At 51.5% G+C, this 18,478-nt stretch carries 16 protein-coding genes and 1 riboswitch; all 16 genes read left to right on the top strand.

Annotated features, from left to right (window positions below):
• The first annotated feature begins 1 nt into the window (after position 1).
• The 16 genes from M1D71_RS27290 (at position 2) to M1D71_RS27215 (ending at position 18,411) form a co-directional block, all read left to right on the top strand.
• Positions 2-1,201 (top strand): Ger(x)C family spore germination protein, encoded by a 1,200-nt coding sequence (locus tag M1D71_RS27290; RefSeq protein WP_458124418.1) that lies wholly within the window; start codon positions 2-4, stop codon positions 1,199-1,201.
• Positions 1,194-1,415, top strand: a complete 222-nt coding sequence (locus tag M1D71_RS27285) for a hypothetical protein (protein WP_458124417.1) — start codon at positions 1,194-1,196, stop codon at positions 1,413-1,415. The genes M1D71_RS27290 and M1D71_RS27285 overlap by 8 nt, the downstream gene beginning before the upstream one ends.
• A gap of 56 nt (positions 1,416-1,471) precedes the next feature.
• The gene (locus M1D71_RS27280) at positions 1,472-2,674 is read left to right on the top strand and encodes a GerAB/ArcD/ProY family transporter (protein ID WP_458124416.1); all 1,203 of its coding nucleotides are present in this window, start codon (positions 1,472-1,474) and stop codon (positions 2,672-2,674) included.
• 130 nt (positions 2,675-2,804) lie between these two features.
• On the top strand, positions 2,805-3,635 hold the full coding sequence (locus M1D71_RS27275; RefSeq protein WP_458124415.1) for a uroporphyrinogen-III synthase: 831 nt from the start codon (positions 2,805-2,807) through the stop codon (positions 3,633-3,635).
• A gap of 210 nt (positions 3,636-3,845) precedes the next feature.
• Positions 3,846-4,035: riboswitch (cobalamin riboswitch) on the top strand.
• Between the two features lie 352 nt (positions 4,036-4,387).
• A complete protein-coding gene (gene cobJ, locus M1D71_RS27270) occupies positions 4,388-6,319 on the top strand; it encodes a precorrin-3B C(17)-methyltransferase (RefSeq protein ID WP_458124414.1) in 1,932 nt (643 codons plus the stop codon).
• 207 nt (positions 6,320-6,526) lie between these two features.
• Positions 6,527-7,726: a sirohydrochlorin chelatase gene (locus M1D71_RS27265; protein ID WP_458124413.1), complete on the top strand. Its 1,200-nt coding sequence runs from the start codon at positions 6,527-6,529 to the stop codon at positions 7,724-7,726.
• Positions 7,723-8,493 carry a precorrin-6A reductase gene (gene cobK / locus M1D71_RS27260; protein WP_458124412.1) on the top strand — a complete coding sequence of 257 codons (771 nt, stop codon included), beginning with the start codon at positions 7,723-7,725 and terminating at the stop codon, positions 8,491-8,493. Before M1D71_RS27265 ends, cobK begins: the two co-directional genes overlap by 4 nt.
• Positions 8,494-8,564: 71 nt before the next feature.
• Positions 8,565-9,212, top strand: a complete 648-nt coding sequence (locus tag M1D71_RS27255; protein ID WP_458124411.1) for a precorrin-8X methylmutase — start codon at positions 8,565-8,567, stop codon at positions 9,210-9,212.
• 927 nt (positions 9,213-10,139) lie between these two features.
• Entirely contained in the window at positions 10,140-11,276 is a 1,137-nt protein-coding gene (locus tag M1D71_RS27250; RefSeq protein WP_458124410.1) for a cobalt-precorrin-5B (C(1))-methyltransferase, read from the top strand.
• The gene (cbiE, locus tag M1D71_RS27245) at positions 11,239-12,519 is read left to right on the top strand and encodes a precorrin-6y C5,15-methyltransferase (decarboxylating) subunit CbiE (RefSeq protein ID WP_458124409.1); all 1,281 of its coding nucleotides are present in this window, start codon (positions 11,239-11,241) and stop codon (positions 12,517-12,519) included. Before M1D71_RS27250 ends, cbiE begins: the two co-directional genes overlap by 38 nt.
• 32 nt (positions 12,520-12,551) lie before the next feature.
• Positions 12,552-13,268, top strand: coding sequence for a precorrin-2 C(20)-methyltransferase (cobI, locus tag M1D71_RS27240; RefSeq protein WP_458124408.1), 717 nt, complete (start codon positions 12,552-12,554; stop codon positions 13,266-13,268).
• Positions 13,265-14,062 (top strand): precorrin-4 C(11)-methyltransferase, encoded by a 798-nt coding sequence (gene cobM / locus M1D71_RS27235; RefSeq protein ID WP_458124407.1) that lies wholly within the window; start codon positions 13,265-13,267, stop codon positions 14,060-14,062. The genes cobI and cobM overlap by 4 nt, the downstream gene beginning before the upstream one ends.
• On the top strand, positions 14,055-15,146 hold the full coding sequence (locus tag M1D71_RS27230) for a cobalt-precorrin 5A hydrolase (protein WP_458124406.1): 1,092 nt from the start codon (positions 14,055-14,057) through the stop codon (positions 15,144-15,146). Before cobM ends, M1D71_RS27230 begins: the two co-directional genes overlap by 8 nt.
• Positions 15,147-15,339: 193 nt before the next feature.
• Entirely contained in the window at positions 15,340-16,854 is a 1,515-nt protein-coding gene (locus M1D71_RS27225; RefSeq protein WP_458124405.1) for a cobyrinate a,c-diamide synthase, read from the top strand.
• A 153-nt stretch (positions 16,855-17,007) separates the two neighbouring features.
• Positions 17,008-17,730, top strand: a complete 723-nt coding sequence (locus M1D71_RS27220) for an SDR family oxidoreductase (protein WP_336762643.1) — start codon at positions 17,008-17,010, stop codon at positions 17,728-17,730.
• Positions 17,731-17,772: 42 nt separating this feature from the next.
• Positions 17,773-18,411: a ThuA domain-containing protein gene (locus tag M1D71_RS27215; protein ID WP_145324581.1), complete on the top strand. Its 639-nt coding sequence runs from the start codon at positions 17,773-17,775 to the stop codon at positions 18,409-18,411.
• Positions 18,412-18,478 lie beyond the last annotated feature (67 nt).

Genomic DNA, 18,478 nt, shown 5'->3' with positions numbered 1-18,478 from the left:
CATGCAGTTCATACTTAAGTATCGCGCAGTGGCTGTACTGCTGTTATGTACTGTTCTAATCTCGGGCTGTTGGGATCGTGAAGAGATTAATGATGTCGCCTTTGTGATCGGAATCGCGATTGATAAGGAGAAGGATAACTACAGGTCCAGCTTGCAGATTGCGCTTCCTGGACAATCCGGTTCTTCCGGGAGTGAAGGAGGAGGAGGGGGCACAAGTGGTGATAAATCTTGGTTCATATTGTCCAATACAGCCAAAACCTTTCACGGAACATCTCTTGAAGGGCAAAAGGCGCTCTCACGCAGAATATATTACGCTCATCGTCGTACTCTGCTCATCGGTGAGGATTTGGCGAGGGAGGGCGTTGCCCCTATGCTGGATTTGATGACACGTTACCCGCTCAATCGTTTCTCAGCGTTGCCGGTTGTGACAAGAGGAGAAGCATATAAGGTCTTGGATACTGATGCACCCATAGAAAAATTTCCATCTGAGATGGTGCGGGAATTGTGTTTTTTAAATATGCGAAATCCCCGCTCACTCAAGACGTTTATAGATTCCATTCTTAGCGAAGGCGTAGATCCTTTTCTGCCCATAGCTTCGGTTGTTGACACTGTGCCGAAGAACTGGAAGGACCCCAAAACGAACATCAAGATGGATGGATTGGCCATTTTCAAGAAAGACAAGATGGTAGGCATGATCGACAAAACACCGGCAGATGCACTGATTCTGGCCATGGGTGAGGCAAATGCGCCAGAGGTTATAGTCGAGGCTCCACGGGGAGAAGGAGATATATTCATTAAACTGAACGAGAACAATTCTTCGCTGCATCCCAGTGTCAAGAATGACAAGGTTAAGGTGAACATTCAACTGTACGCCAAGGGAGTTATCGTGGATAACGAATCGAATTACGGTGACCGGCGGGAGGAAGAGATATTGAAGTTAAATGATGCCATCCACAAGAAAATAAAGTCAGACATTGAGGAAGGCGTCCGATTGGTTCAGCAGAAGTATCATGCCGATATTCTTGGAATCGGTCGATCTATCCATCAGCACCTGCCTGCGGAATGGGACAAGATGAAGGATCGATGGGATGTCATTTATCCTGAAGTTGAGGTAACCGTTATTCCCCATGTCATTATTGAAAATGTAGGAGTGATCAATAAACCGATCGGTGTCATAGAGGAGGAGGTCGTACATGATTAAACCGCTTTTATTTACCTATCTGGGCATGGCAATTGTGTTCATCTTGATGGATTTCAGACATATGAAACAGGCAGCAGCCATTAATCGATGGATATCCTATGGTCTGATTGCATTGGGAACGGGCATTTGGTTCTATGTCAGTCACTTGAGTAAAACGCAATATGTCACGGTATGGATAAGCCATGTTATTCAGCGATTTTTACCTTTACCATAGATTGCAGATAAGGGAGTATGCAGATTGCAGAATGAATGACGGAAAGGAGGTATTGTATGAATCAGAGTGTGACTCATCGGCAGATCGTGCTGCTCGTGCTGCTACTCAGTATTACAGGTACGCTGATTCAGCCTCACGCGCAGGCCATTTCCAACGCGAAGCAGCATGCCTATCTCTCGTATGTGCCCGTTGTTCTTGTGATGATGGCGTCTCTATGGTTGATAAGTCGGGTCCAGCGGCGATTTCCCGATCAGGATCTGTTCGAATCCCTTATTCAGCGATTCCCGTTTTTGGGGAGAGTAATGGGATTGCTGTACATTCTATTTTTTTTCTTCGTTTTTGCAAGAGATATCCGACTATCGGGTGACTATGTAAGTATAACGCTACTGGAGAACACACCCATTTCCATTATTGTATTATCTCTGGTGGTCATGGGGGTCTTTATCGTTCGAGGTGGACTGGGTTCTTTAATCGGAATGGCGGAGTTGTATGTTACCCTGTTTCTGCTGATCTCGGTGATTATACCTTTCATGCTTATTCAGCAGGTAAATATGGATAATCTCATGCCTTATTTTCATGTTGATGTTGCAGGGGTAAGCAAGGGGAGTTGGTACATATTTTCTTTTTATGGAGAGATGATTGCATTGCCGTTTGTAGTCAAGGGAAGCGATTTTCGTTTCAAGTCAATTCTATGGGGAATTATCCTCTCGGCACTGCTCATGATGCTGATTATTGTGGAAACTATCACTTCTATTGGCGTTCCTATTGCTTCGAGATTGGTATATCCTTCGTATGAGCTGGCACGACAACTACAAATTAGTGACTTTCTGGACCGGTTTGACCTGGCACTGGCAGCAGTAACCATGCCGACCATGATCACGAAGATTGCATTTGATCTATACTTTGTCTGCTGGGGACTGAAGCGGATGATCCCGAAAGTGTCGGGAAAGATGATGACGGGCCCGGTCGCCTTGGTCGGATTCGTATGTGCTTTCTGGTTCTTCCGAAACGCGATTCAGCTCAATCGTTTTACCCGGGAATGGACATGGATCGCCATTGTGTTTGAGGTGCTGTTTCCGATCGTGCTGTTTCTGTTTCTTCGTCCTCGCAAAAAGGATACCGATGAATCTTCCGAACAGAAATCCGGAGAGCAATCCAAGCGAGAAAAGCAGGAAAAGGAGCAGAAATCGGCTGATTCAGGAAAGGATGGGGAGAAGAGACGGAAGGATTCCCATGGTGGGGAGCTCCAGCCTTCCTGATGCAAACCATCAAAAATCGTTATAGATAAATGGACAGAAACACGTTGAACACCGTTTCCCTTCACTGCAGTACCCTGTATACTGTAGTCAGACTGATGAACATTCGGCTGAACTAACGGGGGGAACATGAATGGCTCAACATTTGGCAGGTGTACGTGTAGCATTGACAGGACCACGAAAGTCGAAAGAGATGTCCTTGCTGGTTGAAAAAATGGGTGGAATTCCGCTTGTGCGACCGGCACAGGGAACGGTATTTCTGGATGATCGGAATATCAGGAATGGTCTGGTATCCTGGATCTCGGACCCGCCAGACTGGGCGGTATTGACCACCGGCATGGGTCTGGACGCGTTGTTTGAAATGGCTGAGGATATGGAAGTCGCGGGAAAACTACTGGATACGCTGTCGGAATCCTCAATTGCGGCCAGAGGATACAAGACGGTGAATGCACTGAGAAAGCGCAAGTTAACGCCGGTAGTACGGGATGACGATGGCAGCACGGACGGGCTCATTCGTGAATTCGCCCCACATGATCTCGCAGGGAAAAAGGTGATGTTGCAGCTTCATGGGGAGACAGCTCCCAAACTCGTTGCATGGTTAGAGGAACAAGGAGCAATCGTGCGCCAAGTGCTTCCTTACCGCCATGTACCACCGGAAGAGGCTGAACTGGAACAGCTTTTGAATGAGATTGTACAGTACGAGATAGATGCTGTTGCTTTCACAAGTGGACCACAGGTTAGATTTCTGACGCAATATGCGGCATCGCAGAATAAGCTCGAACCGATGCTGGAAGCTTTCAGACAAGGTGTAATCCCTGCGTCTGTAGGTAAAGTGACAGCGAATTCGATGCGAGAAGAAGGCATTGAGGCGCTGGTGATTCCGGAGGAAGAGAAGATGGGCGCGCTCATCGTTGAACTCGGGCGTTACTTCGCAGCGGGACATGCGGACAAGATCCGCAAGTAGCAGCAAAAAACAGTCGAGCAATGAGTCTAAACGAATTCAATCCTTAGGCAATTTGATGATTCTAACCGAGTTGTATATGCATATGTTATTCCGGGTTCTGATCTTATTTTTGGATCAGGACTTTTTTCTGTTTTGTCTGAAAATAGAAGAAGAGACAAGTATCATAAGCATGGACATTATTTCCTGAGCGGTGTTATTATGAAGACAATATTGAATGAAAACAAGCAAGGTGCTCTTGCGTAAAGCAAGAGGTAACAGGGAATCGGGTGAAAGTCCCGAGCGGTCCCGCCACTGTAATGGTGAAGCCCTTTTTGATCCAAGTCACTCGCATAGCCGGGGAAGACAGAAAAGGAAGCTGATGATCCAGAGCCAGGAGACCTACCTTGCATGTGTCACCGAACCCTTCGCGGAAAGGAATGGTGTACGAAGAATCAGGAATTGGGCGAACAAGCGGTTCGCCCGGCTGGCCCCCTTGGGCCACATAGTCACAGGATTACCCTCTGGGAGTCTGGGACTGTGTTCTTGAGTGTACGTACATGCGTATCCCATCCGTTATAAGGATGGGATTTTTTTGTTTTTACATGAAAGTGATATCCCTACGATCTCCAGTTTTGTGTTGGAAAAATAGTGGCAGAGGAATAAGTTAACAGAGCTAGGAATTGAACACGCTTAACCGTTGGGGAGAAGGTCGGCATAGCCGTCCTTCTTCACTGTTTAATCCGTACGACAAGTGTGATGAAGGAGGAGAAGCAATGCAAGGTCAAGGCAAGCTGCTAATTATCGGGTTCGGTCCTGGAGCGATGGAACATATCACGAAGCGGGCACTCGAAGCGCTTCAGGAGAGCGAGGTCATTATCGGATATAACACTTACGTGGATCTCATCCGACCTCTGTTGAACGGGCAAGCGATTGTACGTACGGGGATGACAGAGGAAGTAAGCCGTGCGCAAGAAGCGGTCCGACAGGCGGAGATGGGCAAGATTGTCGCGGTAATCTCCAGTGGTGACGCGGGCGTATATGGTATGGCAGGTCTGGTATACGAGGTTCTGATGGAGCAAGGCTGGAAGCCGGATACGGGTGTTGCGGTTGAAGTCATTCCGGGCGTGTCGGCCATTCAGTCATGTGCTTCTCTATTGGGAGCCCCCGTCATGCATGATGCATGTACGATCAGCCTCAGTGATCACCTTACGCCGTGGGAGACCATTATTCGCAGGGTCGAAGCTGCAGCGTCAGCTGATTTTGTCATTGCCCTCTACAATCCACGCAGTGGGCGGCGTACACGCCAGATCGTGGAGACACAGGAAATGATTCTGCGTTATCGTGACCCACAGACCCCGGTAGGTCTGGTGAAGAGTGCATATCGTGAGCGTCAGGACGTTGTCATGACCACACTGGAGGATATGCTGAATCATGATATCGGCATGCTGACGACCGTGATTATCGGCAACTCCTCGACCATGATGTACGAAGGACTCATGGTCACCCCGCGCGGGTATCAGCGGAAATATACGCTGAATACCACGGAACAGTCGCTCAGACCCCATGAGCGACTGCGCACGGAAGCCGAGCCATGGTCGCTCGGCGCAAGGGAAGCCCGCGCTGCCGCCTCCGGCGATGCAGCGGGCGAGAGCACGGCCAGCGATGCATTGGCCGCGCAGCCACAGGCGGAGCCAGCCCTGCGCGGCGCAAGCACCGGAGCGGGCATGGCCCCGCAAGGGCAGCCGCCCGCTGGCGCCGGGGCGGCTGCCGCTATGCCTGCGGCAAGCCCAGCCGGCAGCGCTGGCACCGCTGTGCTTGCCGGCGAGCGACCTGCTTTCGCGGCGGCAGAGGCCGCTCCGCGCAAGGTCGCAGAAGCGCCACGCACCGGCGCAGCTGCGCTCGCCGCTGAGGCGCTGACGCGGCTCGCGGCAGGCGGAGCGCTCGCGAGCGAATCGGCGAGCCGCTGGCTGGAGGCAGCAGCGCCAAGCCAGACGGCAAGTGCGCCACAGGCTGCGACCGCAACAGCGGTACGCACCGTGCCTGAGCCTGGGCGCAAGGCGCCGCTGTTCGAAGTCGGCGTCTCGCCCGGCGTGGGCAACAAAAAATTCACCGCCGCCCAGATGGCGTTGCTGGCGCAGTGTGCAAGTGAAGACGGCGAACTGGAGTATACGCCGGAGCACCAGATCATTTTGAGAGTGCCGACCTTTGAACCGGACTCGCTGGTAGAAGAGCTGCGTGCAGCGAATTTTATCGTTGTCCCGATTGGAGATGTCATCAAGGTGAAGGCCTGTGACTTCTGCAATATGGAGAAGGATGATGCTGTTCCGATGGCTAACCATCTGCAGGCGGTGATCGGCGGACTGGGTGCACCCAAAGAAACGAGTGTGGCACTGAATGGCTGCGGCATGGCATGTTATGGGGCAGTGCTGGAGGATATCGGCATCGTGTATCGCAAAGGTGCATATGACCTGTTCCTCGGCGGCAAGAAGTTCGGTCGCAATGCTCACCCTGCCCAGCCCGTAGCGGAGGGAATTCCGGGTGACCAGATTGGTGGGATTGTGGAACGCATTGTGGCGGATTACAAGGAAAAAGGCCATCCGAACGAGCGTTTCCACAAATTCTTCAAGCGGGTCGGCGTGATTCAGGGCTTCCGCCATGTGGATGCACCGGTCACTGTGGAAGTAAACCCGATATGTGGTGACTAAGACTTGATTAAGTCCTTGACTGATTCGGTCCCTGCGTGGAAACGTGATGGTTTACCTTGTCAGGACTTATGCAATATTGTGCAATCTTCGCTGGATTTCAGCTGATATAGATGGATTGATGTTTCGAGTAATGTATCGAATGGAATGCCAGAAGAATGAATATGCAAAGCCTGATCTGTGGGTCAGGCGGGGGAGGAATAACAGAAGATGGATGCAATATTGTTGGTGGGACACGGGAGTCGTGATCCCGAGGGGAACCGGGAACTGAAGGAGTTTGCAAGTGAGGTAGCAGCGAAGGCACCGGAGAATACGTTGGTGGAGACTTGTTTTCTGGAGTTAACGAGACCAAGTATTGCTGAAGGTGTTACCGCTTGTGTGGATCGAGGGGCAACACGTGTCGTGTTGGTGCCGATCATTTTGTTTGCTGCCGGTCATGCCAAGATTGATATTCCCAACGCCATTGATCGTGCCAAGGCACGTTATCCGCAGGTGGAATTCGTATATGGTCGTCCTATCGGTGTTCATGAGAAAGTTGTCCAAATCATGCAGACCCGTCTGCAAGAAGCCCAACCTGTACTTGTGGCATCCCAAGGCGGAACACCAGTAGTAGCTCCACCTGTTCCGGTGACGGATGAGGAGACCGCAGTATTGGTGCTAGGACGGGGGAGCAGTGACCCGGATGCCAACAGTGACTTTTTCAAAATGACCCGGATGTTATGGGAGAAACTGCCTTACAAGTGGACGGAAAGCAGCTTTATTGGCGTGACTCAGCCCTCATTCCCGGATGGATTAGAGCGCTGTCTGCTGCTGGGTGCGAAGAAAATCATTATCATGCCTTATTTCCTGTTCACAGGTGTACTGATCAAGCGCATTGATGAAATGACTGCGGAATTTGCAGCGGCACATCCAGACATTCAGGTCGAGGTTGGTGGATATTTCGGATTTCACCCGAAGCTGGTTGAACTCGTACTGGAGCGGGCCCATGAGGGGCTATACGGACGTGTAACAGCCAACTGTGACAACTGCCAATTCAGACTGGAAGCAGCCAAACACCATCACCACCATCATGATCACGACCATGGGCATGACCATGATCATCACCACGATCACCATTATGAACACAACCATGCGCACAGTCACGATCATTCAGACCATGATCACTCCCATCATCATGATAAGCATGACCATCTGCACGTACATGCACACGATGAACACACGCATAAGCATGACCACGATCATGATCACAATCAGACTGCCGTCGATCGTGAAGCATCACTCGATTATCATCATGATCATGATGAAGAGCTGCATCATACGCATCACGAGCACGAAGGAACCGTACAGGAAGATGCTTCTCCCGATCAGGCTGAGGTTGCAGCAACTTCAGAGCAGGTGAATCGTCCATGATCTTCATGTTGTGTGGTACGAGTGATGCAAGGGAACTGGCTTTACAGATTCAGCAGCAAGGAACAGACGTGCTGACTTCCGTTGTAACCGACAGTGCGGCGCATAGCCTAACAGAAGCCGGATTACCCGTTCGTACAGGCCGTTTGACAGTGGAGGCAATGGTGGAACTGGTGCGTGAAAAAGGTAGCCGTGCCATCGTGGATGCAAGTCACCCATTTGCCGAAGAAGCACATGCCAATGCGATGGAAGCAGCAAAACAGGCGGGGATTCCATATATTCGTTATGAACGGGCAGGCCTGGCGTACGATGATCATGCGTTACTTCATGTGGTATCTTCCTACGATGAAGCAGCACTCAAGGCCAAAGAGCTGAAGGGCTCCGTCATGCTCACCACAGGTAGCAAAACGTTGCAGATCTTCACTAAGCACCTGCTCGGTGATCCGGACATTCGTCTCGTTGCCCGCATGCTTCCACGTCTCGACAATATGGAGAAATGCGGTGAGCTTGGCGTGGAACAGCGCAATATTATTGCGATGCAGGGACCTTTTTCCCGTGAAATGAATGAAGCCTTGTACAAGCACTATGCGACGACTGTAATGGTTACCAAGGAGAGCGGCAAGACCGGAGCGGTGGATGAGAAAATCCAATCTGCACTGGAGCTGGACATTCATGTTGTGCTGATTTCACGCCCCGAGGCTGAATTTGGGACGGTGTTTGATCATTTTGAAGGTGTACTGGATGAGTTGAAGCGCGTATTGGTGCAGTAGAACACCCCGATAGTCTTAATTTGAATAACGAATATTTGAATGACACCACTACTTGAAGGAGTGAAATGCATATGGATTTCAAAACGGAATTTAAACCGTTGACCGTACAACCACAGGAGATTGAGGGCAAAAGCTTTGAGATGATCACGGAGGAACTGGGTGAGCATCCTTTCACGGATGAGCAATATCCCGTGGTACAGCGTGTTATTCACGCCTCGGCTGATTTCGAACTGGGCCGTAGCATGGTGTTCCACCCGGATGCCATTCAAGCAGGTATTGCAGCACTCCGCGCCGGCCAATCTGTCATTGCGGATGTTCAGATGATTCAAGCTGGCGTAAGCAAGGATCGCATTCGCGGTTTCGGCGGAGATGTGCACGTACATATTTCGGATCCAGATGTGATGGAGGAGGCCAAGCGCCTTAACACTACTCGGGCAATTATCTCGACGCGTAAAGCAAATCAATTGTACGAAGGCGGGATTTACGCCGTTGGTAACGCACCAACAGCACTGCTGGAATTGATCCGTTTAGTCAAAGAAGGCGAAGCCAAACCAGGCCTGATCATCGGTATGCCAGTTGGATTCGTATCCGCAGCCGAGTCCAAAGACGAGCTGCGCAAGCTCGACATCCCGTTTATCACCAACATCGGCCGCAAAGGCGGAAGCACCATCGTCGTAGCGGCTCTGAACGCCATCTCCCTGATGGCAGTAAAGGCTTAATCATTATGTAACCGCCCATAAGGTATTGGCCAGCGTTAACGAACCGTATAGATCTTATATTGTGGATTATCATCCATTTCATATTTTAACGAACCTAAGTAACGCTATCCCGGTGAAAAATCGCCAAAAAGCGTTGGAAACATCGTCTTTTTAATAAAATAACGTCACTACGATTCGTTACAATTTTCGTATGTGGAATATGGCCCTAATAGCGTCTTCTCGGTTCGTAAAAAGGTAGATGTCATCGAAAAGGCATACATCCATGTTCGCATGACTGAAACGAATTTCATGGGTAAGCTTGGTTCACCGTTATAAGGTGGTTAATCCCCAAGTATCTGCAAAAATGAATAGCAGACGCACAAGCACAAAACTGCGTAACTACATTCCATGCCAAGTTTTAGTGGCGTGGAATGATCAGTTACCCAAAACAAACCTCAGGGCATAGTTTAGCCCATGAGGTGGCATTACGCAGTTCCGCCAGGTGGATGCAGAAGCAGGTAGCAGCGAAGGGGACAACGCGATCATAAAAATGATCCGGCCCCGGGGTGGTCCAACAAAGAGGTGAGTTTCCAGATAACCGCAACACCGCGTAACTACATTCCATGCCAAGTCCTACTGGCGTGGAATGATCAGTTACCCAAATAAACCTCAGGGCATTGTTTAGCCCAAGAGGTGGCACTGCGCACTGTGCTAGGTGGATGCAGAAGCAGGAAGCAGCGAAGGGGACGGAATCGATTCTGAAGAAGCGAAGCGGTCGCCTTTGTCTCCGGATTTCTCCCTTTAGAATAGGGAATCAAAGAAATCTGGAGACAACAGCGATCATAAGAACGATCCGTACCCGTAGCGGCCACCCAAGCGCCCAAAGCCACCACCCACGCACGCAGCGTAATGCAACCTAACTAACAAAGGACGGGAGGTTCAAAACCCATGATAGGCGGCAATACCCCAGACCCCGACAAACCAATGCGTTCCGGCTTCACCACAGGAGCGTGCGCGACAGCCGTTGCCAAGGGAGCAACGCAACTCCTGTTAACAGGTGTTACGCCGGCACAGGCCGTGGTTTCATTGCCCGCGGGCTTTGACCACTCGTTCGAACTGATCGAGCAGGAACTGACCGATGGCGTAGCGACCTGTGCCACCATCAAGGACGCGGGGGATGACCCGGACGCCACGCATCGGGCGAAGATCATCGCGCATGTGTCGTGGCGAGACGAGCCCGGCATGGAGCTGGATGGGGGAATCGGCGTAGGCCGAGTCACGAAGCCCGGACTGCCCGTGCCTGTAGGCGAAGCGGCAATCAACCCCGTTCCGCGCCGCATGATTACCGAAGCGGTAACCCAGGTGCTTGCCGAACATGGCACAGCCAGAGGGGTGCGGGTCGTGATCAGCGTGCCGGAAGGCGAAGAGATCGCCAAGAAGACCCTGAATTCCCGGCTCGGTATTCTGGGTGGTATCTCCATCTTGGGTACACGAGGCGTGGTCGTTCCGTTCTCCACCTCTGCCTACAGAGCGAGTGTCGTACAAGCTATTTCCGTTGCTCAGGCATCGGGCTGTGAACATATTGTGCTGACGACGGGCGGTAGTAGTGAGAAATACGCGATGAAAATGATGCCCGAGTTGCCAGAGGAAGCCTTTATCCAGATGGGGGACTTTGTCGGATTTGCTATCAAACACGGTAAACGACTGGGCATGAAACGGATTAGTCTGGTCGGAATGCCCGGCAAATTTGCCAAAGTGGCTCAAGGCGTCATGATGGTGCACTCCAAGAGTGCGCCGGTGGATTTTGGATTTCTTGCGTCTGTGGCCCGGGAGACCGGAGCCGGAGATGAACTGGCGCAAGCGATCGAGGAAGCCAACACGGCGACTCAGGTGGCAGATATGATGACTGAAGCGGGGTACTTGCCCTATTTTGAAAAGTTATGTACATATGCTTGCCAGCACTGTTTGGAACATGCGGGAGGCGGCATAACGGTGGAAGTGGTATTGGTCACGATGAAAGGAATGGAACTGGGGAGGGCGGAAATCAGTGAACTCGAAGACAGCAACTGGAGCAAAGAATCGTAAAATCCGCATTATCGGCGTGGGTGAAGAAGGCGCGGCAGGATTGACAACGGATAGCCTGAATCTCATTCAGGAGGCAGATGTACTTGTGGGCGGAGAGCGCCAGCTGGAGTATTTCCCGGCATTTGCGGGTGAGAAGTTAGCGATCAAGAGTGGTTTAAGCGATCTGGTTGTGAAAATAAAAGCGTTGCAGGCCGCACACAACGTCGTTGTGCTTGCCTCGGGAGACCCGCTGTTCTACGGCATCGCCGGGTATCTGGCGCGCAAATTAGGCCCGGATCAATTGGAGATCCGGCCTAATCTCAGTTCGCTGCAGCTGGCATTTGCCCAGCTTGGCGAGAGCTGGCACGATGCCGTGCTCGAAAGCGTGCACGGACGCCCGCTCAAGGGCCTCGCACAGCGCATCGATGGCAAAGCCAAAATTGCGCTGCTCACGGACGAGCACAACAGCCCTGCTGCGATCGGGGCATATCTGCAACAGTTCGGCATGACCGAGTATGATGCCTACGTTGCCGAGAACCTGGGCGGGGCAGACGAACGTGCCCGCCTTTACACCCTGGACGAGCTGGCGGCAGCAGAATGCGGCCCGCTGAACGTCGTGATTTTGCTGCGCCGCAAGGAGGCACCTGCGCCGCGCAGGGGATTCGGTTTTGCCGATGAGGAATTCCATCAGCGCAAACCGGAGAAAGGCCTGATCACCAAGCGCGAGGTCCGCGCATTCAGCTTGGCTGAACTGCGACTTGGCGTGGACAGCATTGTGTGGGATATCGGCGCTGGCTCAGGCTCGGTGGCGGTAGAATGCACGCGGCTCGCGCCGCAGGGACAAGTCTTCGCCATCGAAAAAAATGAAGGGGACCTCGTGAACATCGAGGCCAACCGGATCAAATTCCGGACAGACTTCACCGTCCTGCATGCCAAAGCACCAGCAGGGCTGGACGAACTACCGAATCCGGATGCGGTGTTCATTGGCGGCAGCGGCGGCGAACTCGCTCAGCTGATCGCCTTGTGTGCGTCCCGGCTGCGGCCAGAGGGACGCATCGTGGTGAATGCAGCGACCATCGAAACGCTGCATGACAGCATGAAGGCCATGCGCGAAGCGGGCCTGGAGGCATCCGTGACGTTACTTCAGACGGCGCGCAGCAAGCCGATCCTGAACATGACCCGTTTTGACGGATTGAATCCGATTTACGTGATCACAGGACAGCACGGAGTAACAGAGGAAGCGGAAGCTGGAGCGGCAGAATGACTTTTCAAGGACAGGACAAGGGGGAAAGCAACATGAGTACGGCAGCAGTAGGGACGCTGTATGGCGTGGGTGTCGGGCCGGGAGACCCGGAGCTGATTACCGTGAAGGCGTATCGGATGATCCGGGAATGTCCAGTGGTCGCTTATCCGAAGAAGCGCAAAGGCGGCAAATCATATGCCCACGAGATCGTGGAACTGTATGTGAACCCGGAAGAGAAAGAGATGCTCGGCCTGATCTTCCCGATGACCAAGGACCCGGTTGTGCTTGAACGTGAATGGGGCAAGACCGTTGAAGCATGCTGGGGTGCACTCAAGGAAGGCAAGGATGTGGCCTTTGTAACCGAGGGCGACCCGAACCTGTATAGCACATTTATTCATCTGGCACGGCTGATGCGAGAGCTGCATCCTGAAGTGCCGATTAGTTCGATTCCAGGCATCTCATCTGTATTGGGTGCAGCGGCAGCACTGGATATTCATCTGGCAGATGGAGACGAGCAGGTGGGCATTATTCCGGCTACGGCAGATAAAGAAGCGATGCGGCAGGCGATCGAGCATCACGATACGATTGTATTTATCAAAGTGGCGAAGGTGCTTGACCCGATGCTTGACTTGCTGGACGAGATGGGACTCGGCGGCAAAGCTTCGGTCGTTACCAAAGTCACTTCTCCATATGAACTGGTCTGGCGTGATGCCCGTGAACTGAAAGGGCAGGAGCTGGAATATCTGAGCCTGATGGTGGTGAGCAAATGAAGACATTGGAAGCAAAAGTCTACATTGTTGGTGCGGGTCCGGGTGACCCGGAACTGATTACGGTGAAAGGTTCGAACATTTTAAAGAATGCGGATATGGTTCTGTATACGGATTCACTCGTGAATGATGAACTGATTGCTACCGCGAAGCCCGAAGCAGAAGTGCTGCAAAGCTCTGGCATGGATCTGGAACGTCAGGTCGAGCTGATGTGTGAAGCCACTCGTGCGGGTCGTAGCGTAGCGCGTGTGCACACTGGTGATCCGGCGATGTACGGCGCGATTCTGGAACAAATGGTACTGTTGAAACAGCAGGGAGTGGAATATGAGATCATTCCGGGTGTAAGCTCCGTCTTTGCTTCGGCAGCTGCGCTGGGAGCTGAATTGACTGTACCGGAACTGACACAGACCGTAATTCTGACGCGTGCAGAAGGGCGCACACCTGTGCCTGAGCGGGAGAAGCTGCGTGATCTGGCATCACATCACTGTACGGTGGCGCTCTTCCTGAGTGCGACTTTGGCGAAAAAAGTCGTGGTTGAATTCCTCGCCGCAGGCTGGAGCGAAGATACGCCGGTTGCAGTGGTGCAGCGGGCGACATGGCCTGATCAGAAGATTGTACGGACCACGCTTGCCAACCTGGCAGCGGATCTGCGTGCCGCAGGCATTACAATGCATGCAATGATTCTGGCGGGGTGGGCACTCGATCCCGACCTCGTGAACCGGGATGCCCACCGTTCCAAGCTGTACGATAAATCCTTCACTCATGGTTATCGCAAAGGAGTGAAGTCTGGTGAGTAATCCGTTTGCAGCCGTTGCCATCACGAAACATGGCGTGGAGATGGTACGTAATCTGGCGGGCCAGTTCCAGGGCACCGATGTCTATTATATGAGCAAGTTTGCTCGTGGAGATGAAGAACAGTTGGGTTATGAGCTGTTTGAAGGCTCGGTGAAGCTGATTTTGCCTGACTTGTTCAAACGATATAATGGCATCATTCTGTTCATCTCCCTGGGTGCAGTTGTGCGTATGATCGCTCCGATCCTGGTGGACAAAAAGGTCGATCCCGCCGTGCTGGTCATTGATGACCGCGGAGAGAACGTCATCAGTGTGCTGTCTGGTCACCTTGGCGGCGCGAATGAGTTGACTCGTCAGGTCGCAGAGGTGCTTGGCGCACGTGCTGTCATTACGACGGCTTCGGACGTGCAAGGCACCATTCCGGTGGATATGTTTGGCCGGGAGCTGGGTTGGATCGTGGATAGCTTCGACAAGGCGACACCTGTCAGCGCAGCTGTTGTGAACGAAGAGCCTGTAGCTCTCATTCAGGAGACAGGGGAGCGGAACTGGTGGAGATATAACAAACCTGTGCCGGATCACATCCGAGTATTCAACACCTTGGAAGAAACGGAATCATTCCCGTTCAACGCTGCGCTGGTCGTCAGTGACCGCTTGCTTTCGGCAGAAGAAGAGGAACGTTTTCTCACCAATGGCGTATTGTATCGTCCGAAAAGCCTTGTGCTCGGTATAGGCTGTAATCGCGGCACATCTGTAGAGGAATTGGAGCAGGAAGTCCTCGCCACCTTGGAGGATTTATCCCTCTCTGTGAAGAGCGTGCGCAACATTGCCACGATTGATCTGAAAAAGGATGAAGAAGGCCTGCTGGCTCTTTGCGCCAAATACGGCTGGGAACTCGTGACCTACACCCCTGCGGAGCTTAATACGGTGAAGCTTGCGAATCCATCCGAAACGGTATTCAAATATACCGGAGCATATGGCGTAAGTGAACCTGCGGCGTTGCTTTCGTCGGGTGCTGATCATTGGTTGCTGGAGAAGAAAAAGAGCGGCAATCTGACGATCTCCGTAGCACGGGTTTCATTCATTTCATGAATAAAAGTGAGCATTATCTTACCGCATCGCTATATGATGCGGTTTTGTTTAGATTATAGAATTTATACGTTTTCAGCGGAGCTGAAGGATTCGATAATCGCAAGAAAAGCAACAACTAAAACACGAATGTATCATCCTTGATAGTGCTTCGATCAGAAGCTTTTGTTATATCGAAGAAAAGGTGGAATTGACAATGACCATTGCAAATCGTAACGCCAGACCCCGACTGATCATTGCAGGCACCGGAAGTGGTGCAGGGAAAACAACAGTAACTTTGGGGCTGATGAGAGCACTCGCCCAGCGTGGTTTGAGTGTACAAGGGTTCAAGTGCGGCCCGGACTATATTGATCCGACATATCATACCGCCGTGACGGGCAGGCCATCACGCAATCTGGATGCATGGATGACTTCCCCTGCGTATGTGAAGGATACGTTCGAGAAGGCATCGGCGGGGCATGATATTTCCATTATAGAAGGCGTTATGGGCCTCTACGATGGCAAAGATCCGCTCAGCAATACAGGCTCGACTGCAGAGATTGCTCTGGTCACGCAGACTCCTGTGATCCTGGTCGTGGATGTACGCAGCATGGCTCGCAGTGCGGCCGCGATCGTTCTTGGTTTTCAACAACTGGAGCCTGAATTAAATATTGCCGGAGTGATCGTCAACCGTTGTGGAAGTGCGGGGCATTATACCATGGTGAAAAAAGCCATTGAGCAGATGTGCGGCATTCCGGTGGTTGGCTGGCTGAAGCGGGACGAAGACATGTCCATCCCGGAGAGACATCTGGGACTGGTGCCTGCCATTGAGCGCGGTGAACTGGAACCGTTATTTCAGCGAGCTGCCGATGTGCTGATGGAAGGCACCGATCTGGATCTTCTGCTGGAACTGGCGGCAAGTGCCCCTTCGTTGAATCCAGAAGAAGTGATTCCTGTCACTACTACCCACACAGATTCGGCTGATGCTGAATCAGGCTCGAATTACGATTCACATTCCAATTCAGGGATCCACGTTAATAATCGACATGTATCATATGCGGTACAGCCTGTCATTGCCGTTGCGCGTGATGCGGCATTTAATTTCTATTATCCCGATAATCTGGAATTGCTCGAAGAAGCCGGGGCCCGATTACAATTCTTCAGTCCACTCGCTGGTGATTGTATTCCGGTTGAAGCAGATGGCATCTATTTGGGCGGCGGATTTCCAGAGGAATTTGCAGCAGTGATTGCAGGAAACATTGGTTTCCTAGGAGGACTTCGTGAAGCAGCGCGTTCGAACATGCCTTTATTCGCAGAATGTGGCGGCTACATGGTACTTGGGGAAACGTTGACCGACCGAGAGGGCGTTACTTTCGAGATGGCGGGCATTATCCCCGCACAGGTGCAGATGCAGAAGAAGCGAGCTGCACTTGGTTACCGTGAAGCGAGTGCGGTTGAGGATTCCTTTTTGCTGAAAAAGGGTGAAGTACTTCGGGGTCATGAATTTCATTACTCCACAATGACCTATCGTGAAGAAGAAACGATTCCTTATGCGTATGAGACCAAGGGGTTGCGTAGCTTGAAGCAAGAAGGGTATGCCGCAGGCAACATCGTGGCGGGGTACACGCACGTTCATCTGGGATCTTACCCGGCAGCGGCTCGAAGATGGGTGGAACATTGTTTAGCCTATCGGCATGAGCGATCTGGGTCAGGAATAATAACAGAGCAATAAACCGCTCAATTCAATAAGCAGAATGGCTCTAATCTCGCTTTTACCTCATGAGTCTTTGGTCGTGAAGTTGGGGAACCCCGTTCTGAATTAAAGGTTTTCAGATGAATATGTGGAATGAGTTAAAGACAGAATCATTGGCGAGGGAGGGACAATATGATGAGAACCGTATGTGTAACTGGTGCAGCTCGGGGGTTGGGACTCGCTCTGACAGCACAGATGCTGAAGAGAGGTTATCTCGTTTATGCGGCCGGTCTGGATGTGGAAGATTCCGAGGGGATTCGTGTGCTTGCAGAAGCATACCCTGACCATCTGCGGGCGATCGAACTGGATATTGCGGACGACCTTTCGGTAGCTCTGTTCACGGAGACATTGAAGCTGGGTACGAATCATCTGGATATGCTGATCAATAATGCGGCTATACTAGGAAGTATTACGGATCATATCCGCGGGCCGTTGAATATGGCGGAGATGGCTGAAGTATTTAATGTGAATACTCTTGGCACACTGCGTGTGACTCATTCCCTGTTGCCCCTTCTTCTTCAAGGGCAGACCAAGCTGATTGTTGATATCTCTTCCGAGGCTGGAAGTATGGAGCAATGCAGTCGGGATGGATGGTTTGCCTATTGCATGTCCAAAGCTGCTTTGAACATGCAGGCATGTCTTGTGCACAATGGTCTGAAGGATGAAGGCGGACAAGTGATGCTTGTGCATCCCGGTTGGGTACAGAGTTATATGCGGGGAGAATTGGATGCTTCTGCGGATCTCACGCCCGAGCAATCTGCACAGCATATCGCAGTACTTATCGACCGCCATGAGCAGTTTAAAGGAGATCAGCCCGCATATGTGGACTACAAGGGAGACACACTTCCCTGGTAGTGGTTTTATACAGTGAGGTGAACAAGAAAGGAGATTGATTGAATGGATCATCGTAAAAAAGCATTACTACTTGGCGATTATACGCATCCGGACTGGCACCCGCTTCAAGGTGTGGATGCAGAGATTAGCCGAATTTTCCATGATACTATGACTGTGCAGTGCAGTGAGAATCGGAATATGCTGCTGCAAGAAAATATAACCGGATTTGATGTATGTATCTCATACATGGACGATTGGAAGGGAAAAGTCTCTCCACAGCAGACGGCAGGTTTGTTGTCCTATGTAAGTAATGGAGGTGGACTGGTCATTATACATAACGGCATTTCGCTCCAAAATCGTTATGAACTCAAACAGATGATCGGTGCCAAGTTCCTGCATCATCCGGCTTATGCACCGCTTGAATTCACTGTAACAGCCGAAAGCCATCCAGTGACGGAGGGTATTTCGAATTTCACAATGGAAGAAGAACCTTATCAGTTCGAGTTTGGTTCTTTTGCCGAAACGAAGATATTGCTTGAATATCAATCCGAAGAAGGGCCGAAGCCTGCGGTTTGGGCACATCGATATGGGATTGGACGTATTGTTTATCTGATGCCAGGTCATCATGTGCCGTCTTTTGCGCACGAAACGTACCGTAAATTACTCCTGCAAGCAGGTAAATGGGCTGCACGTTACGTCTGATCGGACGGACATCTTTGCACTCAGAGTATAAGGGGTATAATATAGAGATCAACGAAGAGGAGGATGA

The organism is Paenibacillus sp. Z3-2 (genome assembly GCF_054161325.1).
Note: the sequence above shows the minus strand (reverse complement) of the source record. Positions and strands in the feature narration are given on the sequence as shown.